Here is a 17986-nt window from a genome sequence, read left to right as displayed (position 1 = left end):
CTAAATTAAACAGAGCACTTGAAGCTAAGCCAATTACTAATTTTTGGTCTAAATTATATCCACTCATTAAATTTACTTTATTATTTCATTTAAATTAACTAATTATATATTGAAAAGGGCTGAATAATCAGCCCCTTAATCTACAGATTAAATTGTGAAATTTAAAGATTAAAGCGCGGCAATTTGCTCCATATTCGCTTTAACTTTCTCTAACTGAGCAGCAAACTCAGCAAGCTTCGCTTTTTCACCTTCAACAACAGCTGCTGGTGCTTTAGATACAAAGCCTTCGTTTGCAAGTTTACCCGCAATTTGATCGTGTTGCTTTTGGATTTTATCCAAGTCTTTTTGCAAACGAGCAAGTTCTGCTTTAGGGTCAATTAAGCCTTTCATTGGTACAAATACCGATGCATGGCTAACAACGCTAGAGCAAGACAATGGTGGTTCTTGGTCTTTATTCAAGAATTCAATGCTTTCAACTTTAGCCAATGCTTTGAACAATGCTTCAATACGAATGATTTGTTCACGTTCAGCGTCAGATGTATTTTGAAGTAATACTGGCAATAAGCGCGCATTACCTAAGCCCAACTCACCACGAATGTTACGTACTGCACCAATCAAACCTTGAAGCCATTGCATATCTGCTTCAGCTTGTTCATTGATTTTCGCTTGCTCAGGAATAGGGTATTGAGCAGTCATAATTGTTGGACCGCCTTTACCAAGCATCGGTGCAAGCGTTTGCCAGATTTCTTCTGTCAAATATGGCATTAACGGATGAGCCAAGCGTAATGAAGCTTCCATCACTGCAAGCAATACACGGCGTACTTCAGCTTTACGCTCTTCTGCAACTTCTGGATCATTCAGAACTGGTTTAGTTAATTCAACGTACCAGTCACAGTATTCATTCCAGATAAAGTCGTAAATCGCTTGTGCAGCAAGGTCTAAACGGTAAGTTGCAAACGCTTGGTGTACAGCTGCTTCTGCTTTTTGCAGACGGCTCATAATCCATTGTTCTGGAAGTTCCCATAGATCAGGACGCGCTTCTTGACCAACAGTTTGACCTTCAACATTCATCAGAACGAAACGAGTCGCGTTCCAGATTTTGTTACAGAAGTTACGGTAGCCTTCAACACGTTTTAAGTCGAACTTAATGTCACGACCAGTGTTTGCAAGCGCACAGAACGTGAAACGAACTGCGTCAGTACCATACGCATTGATACCTTCAGGGAACTCTTTGCGCGTTGATTTTTCAATCTTCGCAGCATCTTTCGGGTTCATCAGGCCAGTCGTACGTTTTGCAACTAAGCTTTCTAAATCAATACCGTCAATCAAATCTAATGGGTCAAGTACGTTACCTTTAGACTTCGACATTTTTTGACCTTCACCATCACGTACCAAGCCGTGAACGTAAACAGTCTTAAATGGAACTTGAGATGAACCATCTTCATTTTTCATGAAGTGCAGGGTCATCATGATCATGCGAGCAACCCAGAAGAAAATGATGTCAAAACCAGTCACCAATACATCTGTTGGGTGGAAGGTTTTTAAGAAATCATTTGCTGCGTCTTGTTTGTTGTCGCCAGTCCAACCTAAAGTTGAGAATGTCCAAAGTGCAGATGAGAACCATGTATCAAGAACGTCTTCGTCTTGTTTAAGTTCAACGTCAGCAGCGAGGTTATTTTTCGCGCGTACTTCTTCTTCGTTACGACCTACATAGATGTTGCCATTCGCATCGTACCAAGCTGGAATACGGTGACCCCACCAAAGCTGACGTGAAATACACCAGTCTTGAATGTCACGCATCCACGCCATGTACATGTTGCTGTACTGCTCTGGAACAAACTTAATGCGACCATCTTGAACTGCTTCAATTGCAGGCTCAGCAAGCGGAGCAATTTTTACGTACCATTGGTCAGTGAGTAATGGCTCAATGATCACACCTGAACGGTCGCCACGTGGTGCTTTTAAGTCATACGGTTGGATTTGATCTAACCAGCCTTCAGCTTCAGCTTCAGCAACTAACTTCTTACGTGCTGCAAAACGCTCTAAACCAGCGTATTCCGCAGGTGCAGTAATGGTTTTAGAAATTTGTTCGCCAGCTTTTGCAATATATTCAAACTCGCCTAAAACTTCGGCATTTTTGTTGAAGATATTAATGATTGGCAAGCTATTGCGTTTACCTAGGTCATAGTCATTGAAGTCGTGAGCAGGCGTGATTTTTACACAGCCAGTACCGAAGTCTTTTTCAACGTAGTCGTCAGCAACGATCGGAATTAAACGACCAGTAATTGGCAATACAATATTTTTACCAACAAGGTGTGCATAACGCTCATCTTCAGGGTGAACAGCTACAGCGGTATCACCCAGTAAAGTTTCAGGACGAGTCGTTGCAACGACTAAATAGTCTTTGCCATCTTGAGTTTTAACTGATTTATCTTCAAAGAAATATTTAAAGTGCCAAAGTGAGCCTTTTTCTTCTTTGCTTTCTACTTCAAGGTCAGAAAGAGCAGTTTGAAGTTTAGGGTCCCAGTTTACAAGACGCTTACCACGGTAAATTAAACCGTCTTCGTGTAAACGAACGAATACTTCTTTAACTGCGTTTGATAAACCTTCGTCCATCGTGAAGCGTTCACGTGACCAGTCTACAGATGAACCTAAGCGACGAATTTGTTTCGTAATTGTGCCGCCAGATTGTTCTTTCCATTCCCAAACTTTTTCGATGAACTTTTCACGGCCCAAGTCATGACGAGTCACACCTTGTAAACCAAGTTGACGCTCAACAACCATTTGAGTTGCAATACCAGCGTGGTCAGTACCCGGTTGCCACAAAGTATTTTTACCCATCATACGGTTATAACGGGTGAGGGCATCCATAATGGCATTGTTAAAGCCATGGCCCATGTGCAAACTACCTGTGACGTTTGGTGGCGGAATCATGATACAGAATGATTCACCGTGACCAGAAGGTTTGAAGTAACCTTGTTCTTCCCACGTTTGGTACCACTTCTTTTCGATCTCGGTTGGATCGTATGTGGTCGCAATATTTTGAGCGGTTTGAGCGTCAGTCATAGTAGCTTAGATCGAATATGCATAAAAAATTGCACCTATTGTAGCAAAAAAATGCCTCGAAATTAATGTGCTGAAAACAGATAAACGGTTTTGTATTTTTTTCAAAAAACGGTAGATTTATGAAAGATGGATCACAATTTAATCGTGTAGAGACACGGCACAAAAATTACAAAAGAATTGAAAAAGGATGCTACTCATGAGTTATGAAGTTTTTTTGAAAATTTCCGATTCAACTTATACCCAATTCGAGACCATTCGGCAGAAACTGCATGATGGGGTAAGCCAAAGTCAGGCAAAACCTTTAGGGGATGTATTGTCTGACCTTTCTTGTGAAATTATTGAGCAGGTTTTTTCTGTACTTTTACAGTCAGGGAATACAACCATGTCCCCAAAACAGCAAGCTGAGTCTGAAAAAGTGGTTCAGCAGGTTTTGGAAACTTTTCGAAAATATATGCCTTGGTCAGTTTCATTCTTTGGAAATGAGCGTCTTTTACCTTTAGTTGACTATATGACATCTCTGATGAAAGAACAGGGGCAGCAAGTTTATATTACCTATCCAGTTACCCTCCAACTCGTACAACAAGCTCAAAACCTTACGCAGCAAATTCGTGATGGGAATATGCAGAGTGTGGCAGCTGCTTTTGAGACCCTCATTCAAATTGTAGATTTAGGCGTAACAAGCCTAGTACGTGAACCTAAAAAGCGTTTAAAATTTAATTTAGTTGTCGATAAAACTCTTAACGGAGTGATCAACATGACGACGCATTTGGGCTATAAACGTTTGGAAAAGTTAGGTACTCAGGTCGATCAGACCACAGCAACTCATTATATCAACCACTTTTTGGCCTTCATGCATCAAGCAGCATAATTTAAAAAGATAATAGGAACATAAAGCATGGCCAAACTTGATACTTTGCAAAATAAAGTGGTATGGATTACGGGAGCATCTTCTGGTCTGGGTAAAGCCTTAGCAGGTGAGTTGGCTTTGCAAGGGGCAGAAGTGATTTTGACCTCGCGTCGTTTTGAAGAATTAGAAGAGGTTCGAGTTGGCTTATTAAACCCAGAGCATCATTTGTCTGTAGTTGCCGATATTACTGATGAAAAACAAGTTGAAGATGCTTACAAGCAAATTTTAAAAGCTAAAGGGCGAATTGACTGGCTCATTAATAATGCAGGTTTAAGCCAACGTGCTTTAATTGAAGATACAACGATGGCAACCGAACGGGCCATAATGGAAGTCGACTATTTCTCGCAGGTGGCATTAACCAAAACTGTGCTTCCGACCATGCTAAAACAAAAGTCTGGCCGAGTTGTATTTGTGTCGAGTGTGGCAGGTTTATTAGGTACTCAGTATCGTGCAAGCTACTCGGCTGCTAAAGCTGCAATTCATATGTGGGCCAATAGTTTACGTGCTGAGGTCTCAGATCAAGGCGTTGAAGTTTCTGTTATTTTCCCGGGCTTTGTAAAAACTAATGTTTCTTTTAATGCATTAAATGGTGCTGGACAACCTCAAGGTCATCAAGATGAAGCCATCGAGAATGGCTTAGAGGCAGATGTATTTGCCCAACAAGCAGTTAAAGCATTAATGCATGGGCAAGAATATATTGTTGTTGGGGGAACAAAAGAAAAACTAGGAGTTATCGTTTCTCGTATGTCACCAAAACTTCTTTATAAAATGATTCGGAAAACAAAAGTAAAATAAAAAAGTGATTTTGCCGTGCTAAATTGATGGAAAACCCGCATAGAAGGTTCACCATGGATCAAGATTATCACCGTGTTTTAGAAGTCATTACGCGTTTTCAATTGGTCTTTGACCAGAAAAATTGGGACGCTTTTGATGAGTTATTGGCAGATCAACTTGAGGTGGACTATTTCCAGTTTAGGGGAGAGCCTTTATGTGTCGTGTCTTGTCATGAATATAAAGGTTCTCGGCAGCAAGCTTTATCGCATTTACGGCTACAGCACAATTTGAGTAATCCTCTGATTCGTATTGAACAAGATCAAGCATGGTTAGAATGTAATTATCAAATTTATCGTTTTTCGGAAAATGATTATTTTCATTCGTTTGGTCGTTATTATTTTACTTTGGCAAAACAACAAGAAAGTTGGAAAATTACCGGAATTTGCCAACACTTAACTAAAAATATTGGCAATCCACGCATTCATTTTTCTAGTGTAGGGCAGTGCTAATCTTTTACTGCTGTACCATATGCAAATACTTCGACCATTCCTCCCTGTATACCAAGTTCGGTTGTACTCAGCCGAACTCCCATAATATGGTTAGCTCCTGCGGTATAGGCTTGTTGTTTTAAGCGAACAATGGCTTCACGGCGAGCACGCTCAATTACACTTTCATAACTGGTGAGTCGACCACCCAAAACATTCTTAATAGATGCCAATACATATTTAAAGTAGTCATGAGAAATCACAACATTACTGCTAATAAAGTGGCCTAGTTGATCACTCGTTGCAAAACGATTCGTATCAATTCTGATATGGGCCAGTCGTTGCTCTTTTTCTAGAAGTTCTTTCAAATGTTTTCGTTCAATATGGCGCCCAAAACCCCAACCAATACTGAAAAGAATGAGAAAAATAACAAGCTGAAAAATAAGATTTTCCATTTTCTACCTATGCACTAAATGGATCTGGTAGATGGGGTGCTTGAGGCTGTACGACAACTGCCGTGCCATATACAAATAGTTCGGAAGCACCTTGAGCAATATTTGAAGTTGAAAAACGAATACCAACAATTGCATTCGCACCAAGTTGCTGGGCTTTCTCGATCATGCGTTGCATTGCCTCTTGGCGGGATTCTTCTAATAGTTCGGTATAACCTGTAAGTTCACCACCGACAATATTTTTTAAACTCGCCATCAAGTCACGGCCAACATGCTTACTACGGACTGTACTTCCATAAACAACATCAAGCTGTTTTAAAATCTGGTGGCCCGGAACACTTTCTAAATTACTCAGTAACATTATTTTTTATCAATCTAAATCTCTTAAGGTTTCAAGATAAGAAATATTCACATGAGATGCAATAAAAAAGCCCACCGAAGTGAGCTTTTATAGAGAAGTTATTTAAAACTTATTGCTTTTTAAGTTCAGCACTTGATGGTTGATTAACCACTGTATCTGAAGAATTTGCTTTTAAACCGCCACCTAGAGTTTTGTATAACTCGATTTGGTTGTTTAAGTTAGCTTGTTGAAGCAACAATAAACCTTGTTCTGCTGAATAAGATGAACGTTGTGCATCAAGAACCGTCAAGTAACTGTCAATACCAGCACGGAAGCGGGCATTTGACAGTGTGTAGTTGCGGTTAGTCGCTTCTACTAGACGTTGTTGAGCTGTTAAACGCTCACCAATATTGGCACGAGTTGCAAGCGCATCGTTAACTTCGCGGAACGCAGACTGAACTGATTTTTCATAATCAGACAATGCAATTTTCTGATCGGTTTCAGAAATTTTTACATTGGCACGACGTGTGCCCCAGTCAAAGATTGGTAAGTCTAAGCTTGGACCAATTGACCAAACAAAACCACCAGACTTAAATAGATCACTTAAGTCAGTTGATGCGTAACCTGCTGAACCCGTTAAGCTAATGGTTGGGAATAAACGTGCTTTTGCAGCACCAATATTCGCACCAGCAGCGCTTAAGTTATATTCGGCAGCTTTTACATCTGGACGGTTGTTAAGCAAGTCACTCGGTAAACCAGCTGTATATACATTTTGTTGAGTAATGCGTTTTACAGGTTGGTTTGGCAACAAGTTTTGTGGAACTGATTGGCCCACTAACAAGTTCAACAAGTTTTGTGCTTGAGCAATTTGTGTTTTGTAGTTCGCTACATCATTACGCGCAGTTTCTACAGAAATCTGTGCCTGACGTAGTGGAACTTCACTGTCGATGCCCACATCAAAACGTTTTTTGTTGAGATTGTAAGAGTCTTGTTGTGCTTTAAGTGTTTGATCAGCAAGTTTTAAATTTGCTGTTGCGAAAGAGTAGTTCAACCATGCTTGAGCAACTTGGCTGATCAGACTGATTTGAGTCGAATCACGTGCACTTTGCGTTGAAAGATAACTATCTAACGCAGCATCTTTTAAGCTACGTACACGGCCCCAAAAATCGAGTTCATAGGCAGTTACACCCAAACCTACTTGATAAGTAGAGTAGGGGTTATTCGGATCACGGCTTTGAGAAACCTGACGAATTGCACTACCACTTGCTCCGATTGTTGGAAGCTGGTTGTTTTGCGTAATTCGATATTGCTGTTGGGCACGTTCAATATTGAGCGTTGCTGTACGTAAGTCGCGGTTGTTGGCAAGCGCCAAATCAATCACGCCGAGCAAACGAGAGTCAGCAAAGAACTGTTTGTAACCCTGTTCAGCAATAGACGTACCAGAAGCGCTGTTATATGCATAGCTTTCTGGAATATCGGTTTTCACGACTGGTTCTGGGCCGCGCATGCTTTGACAAGCTGACAAAGCAAGCGCAAGTGCAGATACCGCAATGCTACGACCTGAAATAGACCATACTTTTTGCATCACGATTTATGCTCCTGAGTGTTTATGGTTTTTGGTTTGTACTTAAAGATACTACGAATCCACACATAGAATACAGGGATAAAGAAGATACCTAAGAACGTTGCACTGAGTACGCCACCGAGTACACCGAAACCAACTGAGTGCTGACTTCCTGCACCGGCACCTGTTGAAAGGGCAAGTGGAAGTACACCAAAACCGAAGGCAAGGGTAGTCATGATAATTGGACGTAAACGCATTTTTGAAGCATGTAAAGTTGCATCAAGTAGGTCTTCGCCTTTTTCCTGCAACTCTTTTGCGAACTCAACAATTAAGATCGCATTTTTTGCAGAAAGACCAATGACCGCGATCATCGCTACCTGGAAGTAAATGTTATTTGAGAGATTTGGATCTCCTTTAATAATCATACCCAAGTAAGTCAATACGATTGCACCAATAATACCAAGTGGTACTACAAGTAAAACCGAGAATGGAATAGACCAGCTTTCGTACAATGCAGCTAAGCAAAGGAAAACGATTAACAATGAAAGTGCATATAAGAATGGAGCTTGAGCACCAGACTCACGTTCTTCAAGTGATAAACCTGTCCATTCATAGTCGAAACCTTGTAAGCCCATAGATGGTAACTTAGCAATAATTTCTTCCATGGCTTTCATAGAGTCACCAGAGCTCACGCCAGGTGCAGGTGTACCTTGAATGTTAACCGATGACACGCCGTTATAACGTTCAAGACGAGGAGAACCATATGTCCATTTGCCAGTAGCAAATGCAGAGAACGGTACCATTTCGCCTTTGCTATTACGTACATACCACTTGTTTAAGTCTTCAGGCATCATGCGGCTATCCGAATCACCTTGAACATAAACTTTTTTCACACGACCACGGTCAACGAAGTCGTTAATGTATGAGCCACCCCATGCAATACGCATAGTGTTGTTAATGTCAGCAATGCTAACGCCCATAGCACCAGCTTGAGCCTGATCTACATTAATTTGATACTGAGGCGTATCTTCTTGACCATTAGGACGTACCCCTACAAGACGTTTGTCTTGTGAAGCCAAACCTAAAATTGTGTTACGTGCGGCAATAAGTTTCTCATGGCCTTGACCACTTGAATCTTTAAGTTGCAAGTTAAATCCAGCTGTTACACCGAGTTCAGGCATTGCAGGAAGCTGTAATGGCATGATGTAAGATGCGTCTTTGACGATCATGTTTAATGCCATACCACGCTGAATTAACGCACCAATTTGAGATTCTGGTGAAGTACGTTCACTCCAGTCTTTCAATTTAACGAAGCCAATACCAGCATTTTGACCAACACCTGTGAATGAGAAACCAGAAACGGTGAAAATAGATTCCACTGTATCTTTTTCATTCATGAAGAAGTTTGTCATGGTATCAACAACTTTATTCGTACGATCAAGCGTTGCATTCGGTGGTAATTGAACAAGTGTCATGACCACACCCTGATCTTCTTCTGGTAAGAATGAAGATGGAAGTTTTTGGAACAAGAACACGAGTAGGCCAATCACTACAGCGTAAAGTACGCCAGAGAAGATTTTGCCTTTAAGCATGCGGCTAACACCATTTTGGTAGCTATGCGACATGCGGTCAAAACCATTGTTAAATCCTCTGAAGAAACGAGCAAAAATATTATTGCTTGGCTCTTTGTTAGGATCATGCTGTTTTAAAATTGTTGCACAAAGTGCAGGGGTAAAGGTTAACGCTACAATTAACGATAAGACCATTGCTGTTACAAGGGTAATCGAGAATTGACGGTAAATTACACCAGTCGTACCGCCAAAGAATGCCATTGGTACGAATACCGCTGTCAATACGCTTGTGATACCAATCAACGCACCAGAAATCTGTTGCATTGATCGTGAAGTTGCCGTGACCGGATCGGTATGCTCTTCACTCATCACACGTTCAACGTTTTCTACTACAACAATGGCGTCATCGACCAGAAGACCAATTGCCAATACCATAGCGAACATGGTTAAGGTGTTAATTGAGAAACCAAAGATATTAATAACAGCAAATGTACCTAATACAACAACAGGTACAGCAAGTGTCGGAATAATCGTTGCACGCCAGTTCTGCAAGAACAAGAACATAACAATGAACACTAAAATTACCGCTTCAATTAATGTGTGTACAACACTTTCAATTGAAAGACGAATAAATGGAGTAGTGTCATAAGCCAGTTTATCTGCAAGGCCTGTTGGATAGTTTTTGCGCAGTTCAGCTAAACGGTGTTCAACAGCGTCAGCGGTGTCGAGTGCGTTAGCACCAGTTGCAATTTTAATTGCAAGACCACCAGCAGGTTTACCATTAAACTTCGAATCGAACTGGTAGTTATCAGAACCTAACTCTACACGAGCAACATCTTTTAAACGAACTTCAGCACCTGATGCTGTGTTCTTTAAGAAGATATTTTTAAATTGTTCAGGTGTCTGTAACAAGCTTTGCGCATTTACTGTTGCGTTAAGCACTTGACCTTGAACCGCTGGTGCACCACCTAACTGACCTACAGCAACTTGTGAGTTTTGCGCTTGTAAAGCAGTCGCAATATCACTTGGTGTTAACTGGTAATTAGTCAATTTTGCAGGGTCGAGCCAGATACGCATTGCGTATGAACCACCAAAGACTTGTACCTCACCAACACCAGCAACACGGCTAAGTGGTTCTTTAATTGACGAGTTTACGTAATCTTTAATGTCTGAGTCTGACAGGGTATTGTCTGGTGAATAGAATGCAATAACTTGCAAGAAGCTTGCACCAGATTTAGTAACTGTCACACCTTGGCGTTGAACGTCTTCAGGCAAAAGCGCAGTTGCAGATTGCAGTTTGTTTTGAACCTGAACTTGTGCAATATCCGGATCAATACCTTGTTCAAAGTTTAATTGAATAGAAGCCTGACCGTTACCCGCACTGTTAGATGAAATATAACGTAAACCATCTAGACCATTCATTTGTTGTTCAATGATCTGGGTTACAGTATTTTCAACAGTCTCAGCCGATGCACCAGGATAAGTTGCAGCAATTGTAACTGTCGGTGGTGCAATCGTCGGATACTGTGCAATAGGCATTTTTGTGAGCGTGAGAATACCCGCCAACATAATGACTAATGCAATCACCCACGCAAAAATGGGGCGATGAATAAAAAATTGTGCCATTCAATCTACCCCTTATGCATTAGATGCTTTCTGTTCTGCTTGAGGTTTACCTGATTGAGCCGGTTTTGTCGCATTTGGAGCTGCACCTTGAGGATTTGCTGGTTGAGCTTGGTAAGGTTTTGCTGACACTTCTTGCCCTTCTTTAACTTTGGCAACACCATCAACAATCACTTTTTCACCAGCTTTGAGACCATTAGTCACAATCCAGTTTTGTCCTTGAACACCAGAGGTTTCAACAGGACGACTCTCAACAGCGCCTTTAGCATTAACAAGCATTGCTACAGCTTGACCTGTCGGTAAACGCGTAATTGCGGCTTGAGGAATCAGATAAGCATTTGGAACTACACCTTGAACAATCTGCGCAGTTGTATACATACCCGGAAGTAACAGATGGTTCGGGTTCGAGAATACGGCACGTAAAGTAATCGTTCCTGTATCCTGATTTACAGAAGCATCAGAGAAAGCAAGTTGTCCTTCGATTGGATAAGTCGAACCATCTTCAAGCTTCAATTTCACTTTTGTGTTGTTACTGTTGTTTAAACTGCCTTTGCTGAGTTGTTGGCGTAAACGTAATAACTCGGCACTAGACTGGTTAATATCAACATAGATTGGATCTAATTGTTGAATCGTCACTAAAGGATCAGTTTGATTTGCCGTAACTAAAGCACCAGCTGTTACAGAAGAACGTCCAGACTGACCAGAAATTGGTGAGCGAATTGTAGAATAACCAAGATCTACATTTGCATTCGTTACTTGAGCTTTTGCAGCAGAAACTTGTGCTTCAGCAACATTAACCTGACCAAGTAAGTCGTCATATTCTTGTCTAGATACAGCATTACTCGAAACAAGTTGCTTATAACGGTTTAGCTTAGTACGTAGTGAAGCTAGATTTGCCTGTTGTTGTAAAAGAGATGCTTTTGCATTTTCAAGCGTTGCACGGTTAGTTCGAGAGTCTAGTTCATAAAGAGCCTGACCTTCACGAACATAGCTTCCTTCAGCAAACAAGCGTTTTAAAATTACGCCACTTGTTTGAGGACGAACTTCAGAAATTTGATATGCTGAAGTACGGCCAGAAAGTTCAACGCTTTGTTCAACACTTTGTGGTTGAGCAACAATAACACCTACTTCAGCAGGCGGCATTTTCTGAGCAGCAGCAGCTTGCTGTTTCTCATCGGAGCCTTTGCCACAACCAACAAGTGCGATACTTGTTGCTAATGCGCAAGCAGTAAGGGCAGGAGCCCAAAGCTTAGCCGACATCATTGTTCCACCTCGTTAGATAAAATCTAAAAATATATTTGTTTTTTACTTAACCTACTTTGTGTTTGTAATAACCAGAGCCAAAGCAGTGCAATCCAAATAAAACCTATGCCCCAACCGGCGAGTACATCTGTTGGAAAATGAACTCCAGCATATATTCTTGAAAGCCCCATGCAGATAAACCAAAGGCAAGAAATCAAAATGATATAAGGAGAGTTAATGTTGGGCTTATGGCATAACATTATCATTGCCAGACAAGCCAGTGTTGATGCATAAACACTGTGTGCACTTGGGAACGATGCACCGTAACTTTCGACAATATGATATACCTGTGGGGGTCTTGGACGATCAACACACCACTTGAGCAGCCAACCCATGGTGATACTGCCAAGAACTCCCACGCTAATGAAAATAACAGTAATATATTTTTTATACCATGCCTGATATATACACACCAGAAAGGATAAAAAAAGTACAAAAGGCATACCACCTATCCGTGCTAGAAAGATCGTAATAGCGTTAAGATAATCTGAACGATATTCACTCAATATTTGAACGCTGAGAAGATCCAAAGACTGAAGTCTTGGTACAAAAAGACCAAGAACACCTAATCCTAAAAAAATACAACCAATAAGAAGCAATAAATAGGGCATGTATGTACCTTTGCTTATTCAAGCAGTGTCCACTACTGAAAGCCGTTAAAAGTGTACTTGCCAGTACACTTTTTTTCAAGCCTGATAGATCATCGTAAATTCATTTTGAAAATTTTTTAACATTTGGAAAAACAATCACAACAAAATTGACGAAATTCACATTCTGTGTACAAAGCAAAACTGTTAGTGTTCTGCCTTTTTTCCATTATTTGTAGTCGTATTTTCTTCAAGTTCTAATGGTTGTTTTGGTGGCCAGAAAAAATCACTTGGACGAGTCAGAAAATGGGTCATTACCAGCTTGGCTAAAGGTTTCCATTGTTCGAAGCGAACTCGACGTGCTCGTAATGCCACAATAATAGTTAAAGTGAAACTCACAAATAAGTTGGTGAGACCAATACATAACACGCCTAGAAAGGATACGATAATCAGTCCGATGTCTGGGCTGCCGTTAATAGTCATTAAACCTTGAATAAAGTTAGCTGAGGCAAAGGCAATATGACGAATATCTAAAGGTAAACCTAAAATAAAGCCTATGGTGCCCATACTTCCTAACATAATCCCGAATAAGAAGTTACCCGCTAAAGCTCCTAAGTTGCGCTCAATATACTCAGCAAAACGGTTTAAGCGATCTTGCCCAAACCAGTTTGCTAAGCGGCGATGTGCTCTTAGCCGTGGACCGACTTTTCGGTAAACAGCCATGTTGTCGAAGTATCCGGCAATGAGACCTGACAAAAATAAGCAAACTCCGGCTACGGCTGCATGTGGAACTGCCAAAGAGGTAAAGGGATTTAAGCTGTGCAGCAAATAAGTCGCTTTAGTATGAGTTAATAAAGGCTCATCAAGATAGAACTGCCAAGCAAAAGTAATGAGCGCGGCAGTAGGAATCGCAATTGAAATATTGCCTAAAATAGCAATAAATTGCGTTCGAATAATATTAATAATAAGGGCTGCTAATTCTGCAATTTGAGCTGTTTTAGAGCCTTTACGTTGTTGTACTGTTGCAGCGAGGGCCGCAGCAGTCATCGCAGGTTGTTTGGTCGCAACTGTAAAATGCAGAACATGAATTAGAAGGAATCCAAGAGAATAATTCATACTAAAAGTAAAGGCTTGCATGAGCGGAGCCATTGTCATTCTTGCGGCAAGAATTTTTAAAGACGCCATACAGGCGATAATAACGCCCGCTCCAGCGGCAGCTTTATACATGCCCCAGAAACCTTTGGTATCCGTACTTACATAATGTTCACCTGTTCGGCTAGCATTTTCAGTCACTTGAAAGGCAATAAGTTCACTTGTCGTACTTAATAAAGAGCGAACGCTTTTTTCACTGTAGTGTGCTTTAGTTAAATCGGAAATAAGATGCCCTAAAGAGACATATTTTCCTTTAGTGTTATCTACAACCAAATAAAGCAGTAATTCAATTCGGTCGAGGCACTGCTCAAGTAATGACAATAAATAAGTCAAACTTAAGCTGACGCCAATTCTTTTGGTGGCACGGCGAATTTTTAAAACCACATCCCGACATTGTTCCAGCATAACAAATGCTTGTGATGCATCCGGAGGGGAAATCACCGCAATTTCATGTTCAGCAAGTTCTTGTTTTTTGTATTTCTCAATAAACTCAATAATTTCACGGTTCTGAACTAAAAATGGCGATTCATATTCAGTTAATTCGGGTTGAGCATTAATAAATTCGGGGTAAAGGCCAATTCCACTAATTCGATAAGATAAGACAGTAATTGCTTTAATCATTTCACTTTGAATGACAAGCTTTTCATCTACATTACTTTGGCTTTGACCAATAAGACCAAATAGGTTTGCCCAATCTTCATCATCAATATTATTGAGCCAGATTTTGTCACTTTCTAAATAGAAAATTCTACCAATTAATATTTTGAGTTGGCTTGCATCTTCAATTAACGGTAAAAAATGTGCTCCGAGTCTTTGCCCTAGTTGGTTCCAGAAACCATCTAAAGACAAAATTCCGCTATCGGCATATAAGCTGACTTGTTTATAGCGATTAATTAGACGTAATAAAAAAGTTTGTAGCAGAAGCGGCGCTGTAGGTGTGCGTAATAGGCTTTCAATTAAAGCCTGTATTTTTTGCTTTATCTCATCCGTATCCTGAGGGTCGGATGGACGAATCGCATTGACTAACTCAATGAGGAGATTTTCGTCAATGACAGCTTGAGTATCCTCAAGCTGTTTCTGTATTTTTAAAAAATGATCTGAAAAATTTATATGCATAGGCAGAATAATATCTATTGTATTCGATGTAACGCAAGCTGAGTTAAGTTAATCAAAGCCTGACGATATGGTGTATCGGGTAGGTTTGATAAAGCTTGCAGTGCTGCTTCTGTTTCTTCTTTGGCACGTTGGTGGCAATAATCTAAAGCACCAGATTTCTGTACAATTTCTATGACCTGAGATAATTGGTCCACTCCGCCAGTTGCAATGCTGCGACGAATAATCGCATGCTCTTCACCTGTTGAGTGTGCTAATGCAGAAATTAACGGTAAAGTCGGTTTACCTTCCATTAAATCATCACCAATATTTTTACCTAATGTTTCAGCATCTGAAGTGTAGTCTAAAATATCATCAATAATTTGGAATGCATTACCAAAATGACCGGCAAATGATCTCAATGGTTCACGATACGCTTCTTGTCCAGCCAGAATAGCAGCGCCTTCTGTAGCCAGTTCAAATAGACGAGATGTTTTACCGTGAATAATTTTTAAATAAGTTTCTTCGGTTGTATCTGGTTGATGCTGTGATTGAAGTTGTAATACTTCACCTTCAGCAATTTCACATGTACCTGTTGAAAAGTCTTTCAATAAAGTCATGTTATTTAAATCGACCAGTAAATCGAAAGCACGTGCAATCAGGAAGTCACCGACTAATACGGCTGTCTGATTGTTCCATGTCGCATTTGCTGTAGGTCGACCACGACGAAGCCCAGATTCATCTACCACATCATCATGAACCAATGTCGCGGTATGCAACATTTCAATGATTGCAGCCAGACGCTGTGCGTTTGCCATGTTATCTAGACCACATGCACGAGCAGCGAGTAAACACATGATTGGGCGCATACGTTTTCCGCCAGCCTCAACAACATGTTTGCTGACAGACATGACTAAACCAACTTTTGAGCTAATTCCTTCATTAATCAAGTGATCCATCGCAGCAAAGTCTGAGGCAACAGGCGCAAGAATGTCTTGCTTGAAATCGATGACCATATGAAGAAAAACCCCGTATTGGTAGATAAGTGGCGTTAGTGTAACAATTAAAGGTGTGTTGCACAGGTGAACAAGTGGCTGATATTAATCATTTCTATTGTCTTTATGCGTTCTTTGTTCTTTATTTAAGCAAAACATGATATTTCCGGCAAAACAATAAATTTAATGACATCAGCATTAATACAACTTGTTCTTGTCGCAATTTGTGTCTGGAACTGTATTTTAATTTTCATTCAGAATCAATGAAAACTGCTAAATTCCAATCTAAGCTGCTTGTTGATTTTGTAAAAATAGAGGAATAGGCATCACTGATAACTAGAAAATACTTGTCGTTTGATCAAATTTCACTTAAAATCTGTCGCCTTATATAACCCCAGTGGCGAGCGTTTTAAGATCGATATATCCCTTATCGGCACGTCGACACGGGCTAATTGGAGTACATTATGTACGCAGTAATCCAAAGCGGTGGTAAACAGCACCGTGTAGTTGAGGGTGAAACCCTTAAAGTTGAATTATTGAAAGCTGAATCTGGCGCGACTATTACATTTGATGATGTATTAATGGTTGTAAACGGTGACAGCATTCAAATCGGTGCTCCAGTTGTAGCTGGCGCTAAAGTAACTGCAGAAGTGGTTGGTCATGGTCGTCACGACAAAATCCGCATTATCAAAATGCGTCGTCGTAAACACTACCGTAAACAACAAGGTCACCGTCAATGGTTCACTGAGTTGAAAATTACTGGTATTTCAGGCTAATCACGAGGAGTAAGAGACATGGCAACTAAAAAAGCCGGTGGATCGACGAAGAACGGTCGTGATTCAAACCCAAAAATGTTAGGTGTTAAAGTTTACGGCGGTCAAGCTGTAACTGCTGGTAACATCATCGTTCGTCAACGTGGTACTGAGTTCCACGCTGGTGCAAATGTTGGTATGGGCCGTGACCATACTTTATTTGCTACTGCTGACGGCGTAGTAAAATTCGAAGTGAAAGGTCAATTTGGCCGTCGCTACGTAAAAGTTGAAGCTGTATAAGTTTTAGCTTTAAAAAAAAAGCCCACATTTTGTGGGCTTTTTTTATGGAATTTAATCTGGCTTATCTTCATCATGATGAATGAAATTCTACAAACAACATGAATAACATAACAAAATATCTTATTTTCTCAATGATTAGCACAGAGTTTGTCGGTTAAGATGAGTCTTGAATTAAGAGCTTGCTAAGTTTCATAACTTTGGAAAATGGCAAGTTGTCTTACAGCAACTAAAAAGGTGATGACATGAATATGCTTCGTAAAACTATGTGTGCTATTACACTCAGCGCGTCAGTGCTTGCTCCTGTAATGAGTACTACAGTGTTTGCTGCGCCTGTAGCAGCACCGGAGCAACAGGCAATTGGGAACCTGGTTAATCAGTTATCAGGATTACAGCGTTTGACTGCCGATTTTGAACAAACAACTAAAGCCAATACAAAAACTGTGGCACAGAAAAAGAGTTTAAGTGCTCAGCATATGAACCAGACATTTAAAGGCTCAATGAAAGTTGAACGTCCGGGGAAATTTTATTGGGAAACAGTAAGTCCTTCTAAACAAACGATTGTAACGAGCGGGAAAACAGTTTGGATTTATGATCCAGATTTACAACAAGCTGTACGCCAAAGCTTAGATGATCAGGTTGCAGATACGCCCGCGTTATTACTCTCTGGTAATACCAACCAAATCATGAAGTCTTATCGTGTAACGCAACCAGATAAAGCAAAACTCTATTTCACATTATTCCCTAAAAAAGAAGATGGTGCTTTCCAAAGCTTAACGATTAGTTTTGGAGCAAATAAAGCGCCAACACTTATGGTGTTGCAAGACTCATTAGGTCAAACCACCTATGTGCGCTTTAAGAACGTGAAAGTAAATGCTTCAATTCCAGCATCTGTCTTTAACTTTACGCCACCAAAAGGCACAGATGTTATTGACCAATAATTAATGCCTCTTCAAAAAAGCTACCTTTCACGGTAGCTTTTTTTATATAAGAGAGATAGATACATTTTTTAACCCCACCTCGATCG

15 protein-coding genes are annotated in these 17986 nt (G+C 40.4%); 6 read left to right on the top strand and 9 right to left on the bottom strand.

The genetic code is table 11. The annotated features are described in order from the left end of the window. Positions 1–168: 168 nt before the first annotated feature. Positions 169–3066 carry a valine--tRNA ligase gene (locus tag NL42_RS05390; protein ID WP_461312025.1) on the bottom strand — a complete coding sequence of 966 codons (2898 nt, stop codon included), beginning with the start codon at positions 3064–3066 and terminating at the stop codon, positions 169–171. 196 nt (positions 3067–3262) lie between these two features. On the opposite strand from NL42_RS05390, the gene NL42_RS05385 reads away from it, so the two are divergent. From NL42_RS05385 to NL42_RS05375, 3 genes are read left to right on the top strand one after another with little or no spacing between them, the layout of a single operon-like run. After that, the gene (locus tag NL42_RS05385; RefSeq protein ID WP_461312024.1) at positions 3263–3934 is read left to right on the top strand and encodes a hypothetical protein; all 672 of its coding nucleotides are present in this window, start codon (positions 3263–3265) and stop codon (positions 3932–3934) included. A 27-nt stretch (positions 3935–3961) separates the two neighbouring features. Then, positions 3962–4768, top strand: a complete 807-nt coding sequence (locus NL42_RS05380) for an SDR family NAD(P)-dependent oxidoreductase (protein ID WP_461312023.1) — start codon at positions 3962–3964, stop codon at positions 4766–4768. 53 nt (positions 4769–4821) lie between these two features. Continuing rightward, the gene (locus tag NL42_RS05375) at positions 4822–5256 is read left to right on the top strand and encodes a nuclear transport factor 2 family protein (protein WP_461312022.1); all 435 of its coding nucleotides are present in this window, start codon (positions 4822–4824) and stop codon (positions 5254–5256) included. Here NL42_RS05375 and NL42_RS05370 read toward each other — a convergent pair. The 8 genes from NL42_RS05370 to sdsA all read right to left on the bottom strand — a co-directional run bounded on the left by NL42_RS05370 (position 5253) and on the right by sdsA (position 15931). Further along, positions 5253–5687, bottom strand: a complete 435-nt coding sequence (locus tag NL42_RS05370; protein WP_461312021.1) for a YbjQ family protein — start codon at positions 5685–5687, stop codon at positions 5253–5255. The genes NL42_RS05375 and NL42_RS05370 overlap by 4 nt on opposite strands. 7 nt (positions 5688–5694) lie before the next feature. After that, entirely contained in the window at positions 5695–6045 is a 351-nt protein-coding gene (locus tag NL42_RS05365; RefSeq protein WP_461312020.1) for a YbjQ family protein, read from the bottom strand. 109 nt (positions 6046–6154) lie between these two features. Beyond that, positions 6155–7609, bottom strand: coding sequence for a multidrug efflux RND transporter outer membrane channel subunit AdeK (gene adeK, locus NL42_RS05360; protein ID WP_461312026.1), 1455 nt, complete (start codon positions 7607–7609; stop codon positions 6155–6157). Further along, positions 7609–10785 (bottom strand): multidrug efflux RND transporter permease subunit AdeJ, encoded by a 3177-nt coding sequence (adeJ, locus tag NL42_RS05355; RefSeq protein ID WP_461312019.1) that lies wholly within the window; start codon positions 10783–10785, stop codon positions 7609–7611. Before adeJ ends, adeK begins: the two co-directional genes overlap by 1 nt. A 12-nt stretch (positions 10786–10797) precedes the next feature. Beyond that, the gene (gene adeI, locus NL42_RS05350) at positions 10798–12045 is read right to left on the bottom strand and encodes a multidrug efflux RND transporter periplasmic adaptor subunit AdeI (RefSeq protein WP_461312018.1); all 1248 of its coding nucleotides are present in this window, start codon (positions 12043–12045) and stop codon (positions 10798–10800) included. Between the two features lie 23 nt (positions 12046–12068). Next, complete coding sequence (locus NL42_RS05345; protein ID WP_461312017.1) at positions 12069–12695, bottom strand: phosphatase PAP2 family protein; 627 nt, start codon at positions 12693–12695, stop codon at positions 12069–12071. A gap of 183 nt (positions 12696–12878) precedes the next feature. Beyond that, positions 12879–14939: a site-specific recombinase gene (locus NL42_RS05340; RefSeq protein ID WP_461312016.1), complete on the bottom strand. Its 2061-nt coding sequence runs from the start codon at positions 14937–14939 to the stop codon at positions 12879–12881. Positions 14940–14953: 14 nt separating this feature from the next. After that, positions 14954–15931, bottom strand: coding sequence for an All-trans-nonaprenyl-diphosphate synthase (gene sdsA, locus NL42_RS05335; RefSeq protein ID WP_461312015.1), 978 nt, complete (start codon positions 15929–15931; stop codon positions 14954–14956). A gap of 443 nt (positions 15932–16374) precedes the next feature. Between sdsA and rplU the strand changes: the two genes are divergently transcribed. From rplU to lolA, 3 genes are all read left to right on the top strand, one after another. Then, positions 16375–16686, top strand: coding sequence for a 50S ribosomal protein L21 (gene rplU, locus NL42_RS05330; protein WP_004639133.1), 312 nt, complete (start codon positions 16375–16377; stop codon positions 16684–16686). Between the two features lie 18 nt (positions 16687–16704). Next, on the top strand, positions 16705–16962 hold the full coding sequence (gene rpmA / locus NL42_RS05325; RefSeq protein WP_016137059.1) for a 50S ribosomal protein L27: 258 nt from the start codon (positions 16705–16707) through the stop codon (positions 16960–16962). Between the two features lie 242 nt (positions 16963–17204). Next, positions 17205–17900 (top strand): outer membrane lipoprotein chaperone LolA, encoded by a 696-nt coding sequence (lolA, locus tag NL42_RS05320; RefSeq protein WP_016137058.1) that lies wholly within the window; start codon positions 17205–17207, stop codon positions 17898–17900. Positions 17901–17986: the final 86 nt, after the last annotated feature.

The sequence above is a fragment of the Acinetobacter sp. GN11 genome (assembly GCF_054823985.1).
Note: the sequence above shows the minus strand (reverse complement) of the source record. Positions and strands in the feature narration are given on the sequence as shown.

Coding starts and splice junctions, on each gene's coding strand:
- NL42_RS05390 (WP_461312025.1), bottom strand. CDS start 3,066: ATGACTGACGCTCAAACCGCTCAAAATATTGCGACCACATACGATCCA.
- NL42_RS05385 (WP_461312024.1), top strand. CDS start 3,263: ATGAGTTATGAAGTTTTTTTGAAAATTTCCGATTCAACTTATACCCAA.
- NL42_RS05380 (WP_461312023.1), top strand. CDS start 3,962: ATGGCCAAACTTGATACTTTGCAAAATAAAGTGGTATGGATTACGGGA.
- NL42_RS05375 (WP_461312022.1), top strand. CDS start 4,822: ATGGATCAAGATTATCACCGTGTTTTAGAAGTCATTACGCGTTTTCAA.
- NL42_RS05370 (WP_461312021.1), bottom strand. CDS start 5,687: ATGGAAAATCTTATTTTTCAGCTTGTTATTTTTCTCATTCTTTTCAGT.
- NL42_RS05365 (WP_461312020.1), bottom strand. CDS start 6,045: ATGTTACTGAGTAATTTAGAAAGTGTTCCGGGCCACCAGATTTTAAAA.
- adeK (WP_461312026.1), bottom strand. CDS start 7,609: ATGCAAAAAGTATGGTCTATTTCAGGTCGTAGCATTGCGGTATCTGCA.
- adeJ (WP_461312019.1), bottom strand. CDS start 10,785: ATGGCACAATTTTTTATTCATCGCCCCATTTTTGCGTGGGTGATTGCA.
- adeI (WP_461312018.1), bottom strand. CDS start 12,045: ATGATGTCGGCTAAGCTTTGGGCTCCTGCCCTTACTGCTTGCGCATTA.
- NL42_RS05345 (WP_461312017.1), bottom strand. CDS start 12,695: ATGCCCTATTTATTGCTTCTTATTGGTTGTATTTTTTTAGGATTAGGT.
- NL42_RS05340 (WP_461312016.1), bottom strand. CDS start 14,939: ATGCATATAAATTTTTCAGATCATTTTTTAAAAATACAGAAACAGCTT.
- sdsA (WP_461312015.1), bottom strand. CDS start 15,931: ATGGTCATCGATTTCAAGCAAGACATTCTTGCGCCTGTTGCCTCAGAC.
- rplU (WP_004639133.1), top strand. CDS start 16,375: ATGTACGCAGTAATCCAAAGCGGTGGTAAACAGCACCGTGTAGTTGAG.
- rpmA (WP_016137059.1), top strand. CDS start 16,705: ATGGCAACTAAAAAAGCCGGTGGATCGACGAAGAACGGTCGTGATTCA.
- lolA (WP_016137058.1), top strand. CDS start 17,205: ATGAATATGCTTCGTAAAACTATGTGTGCTATTACACTCAGCGCGTCA.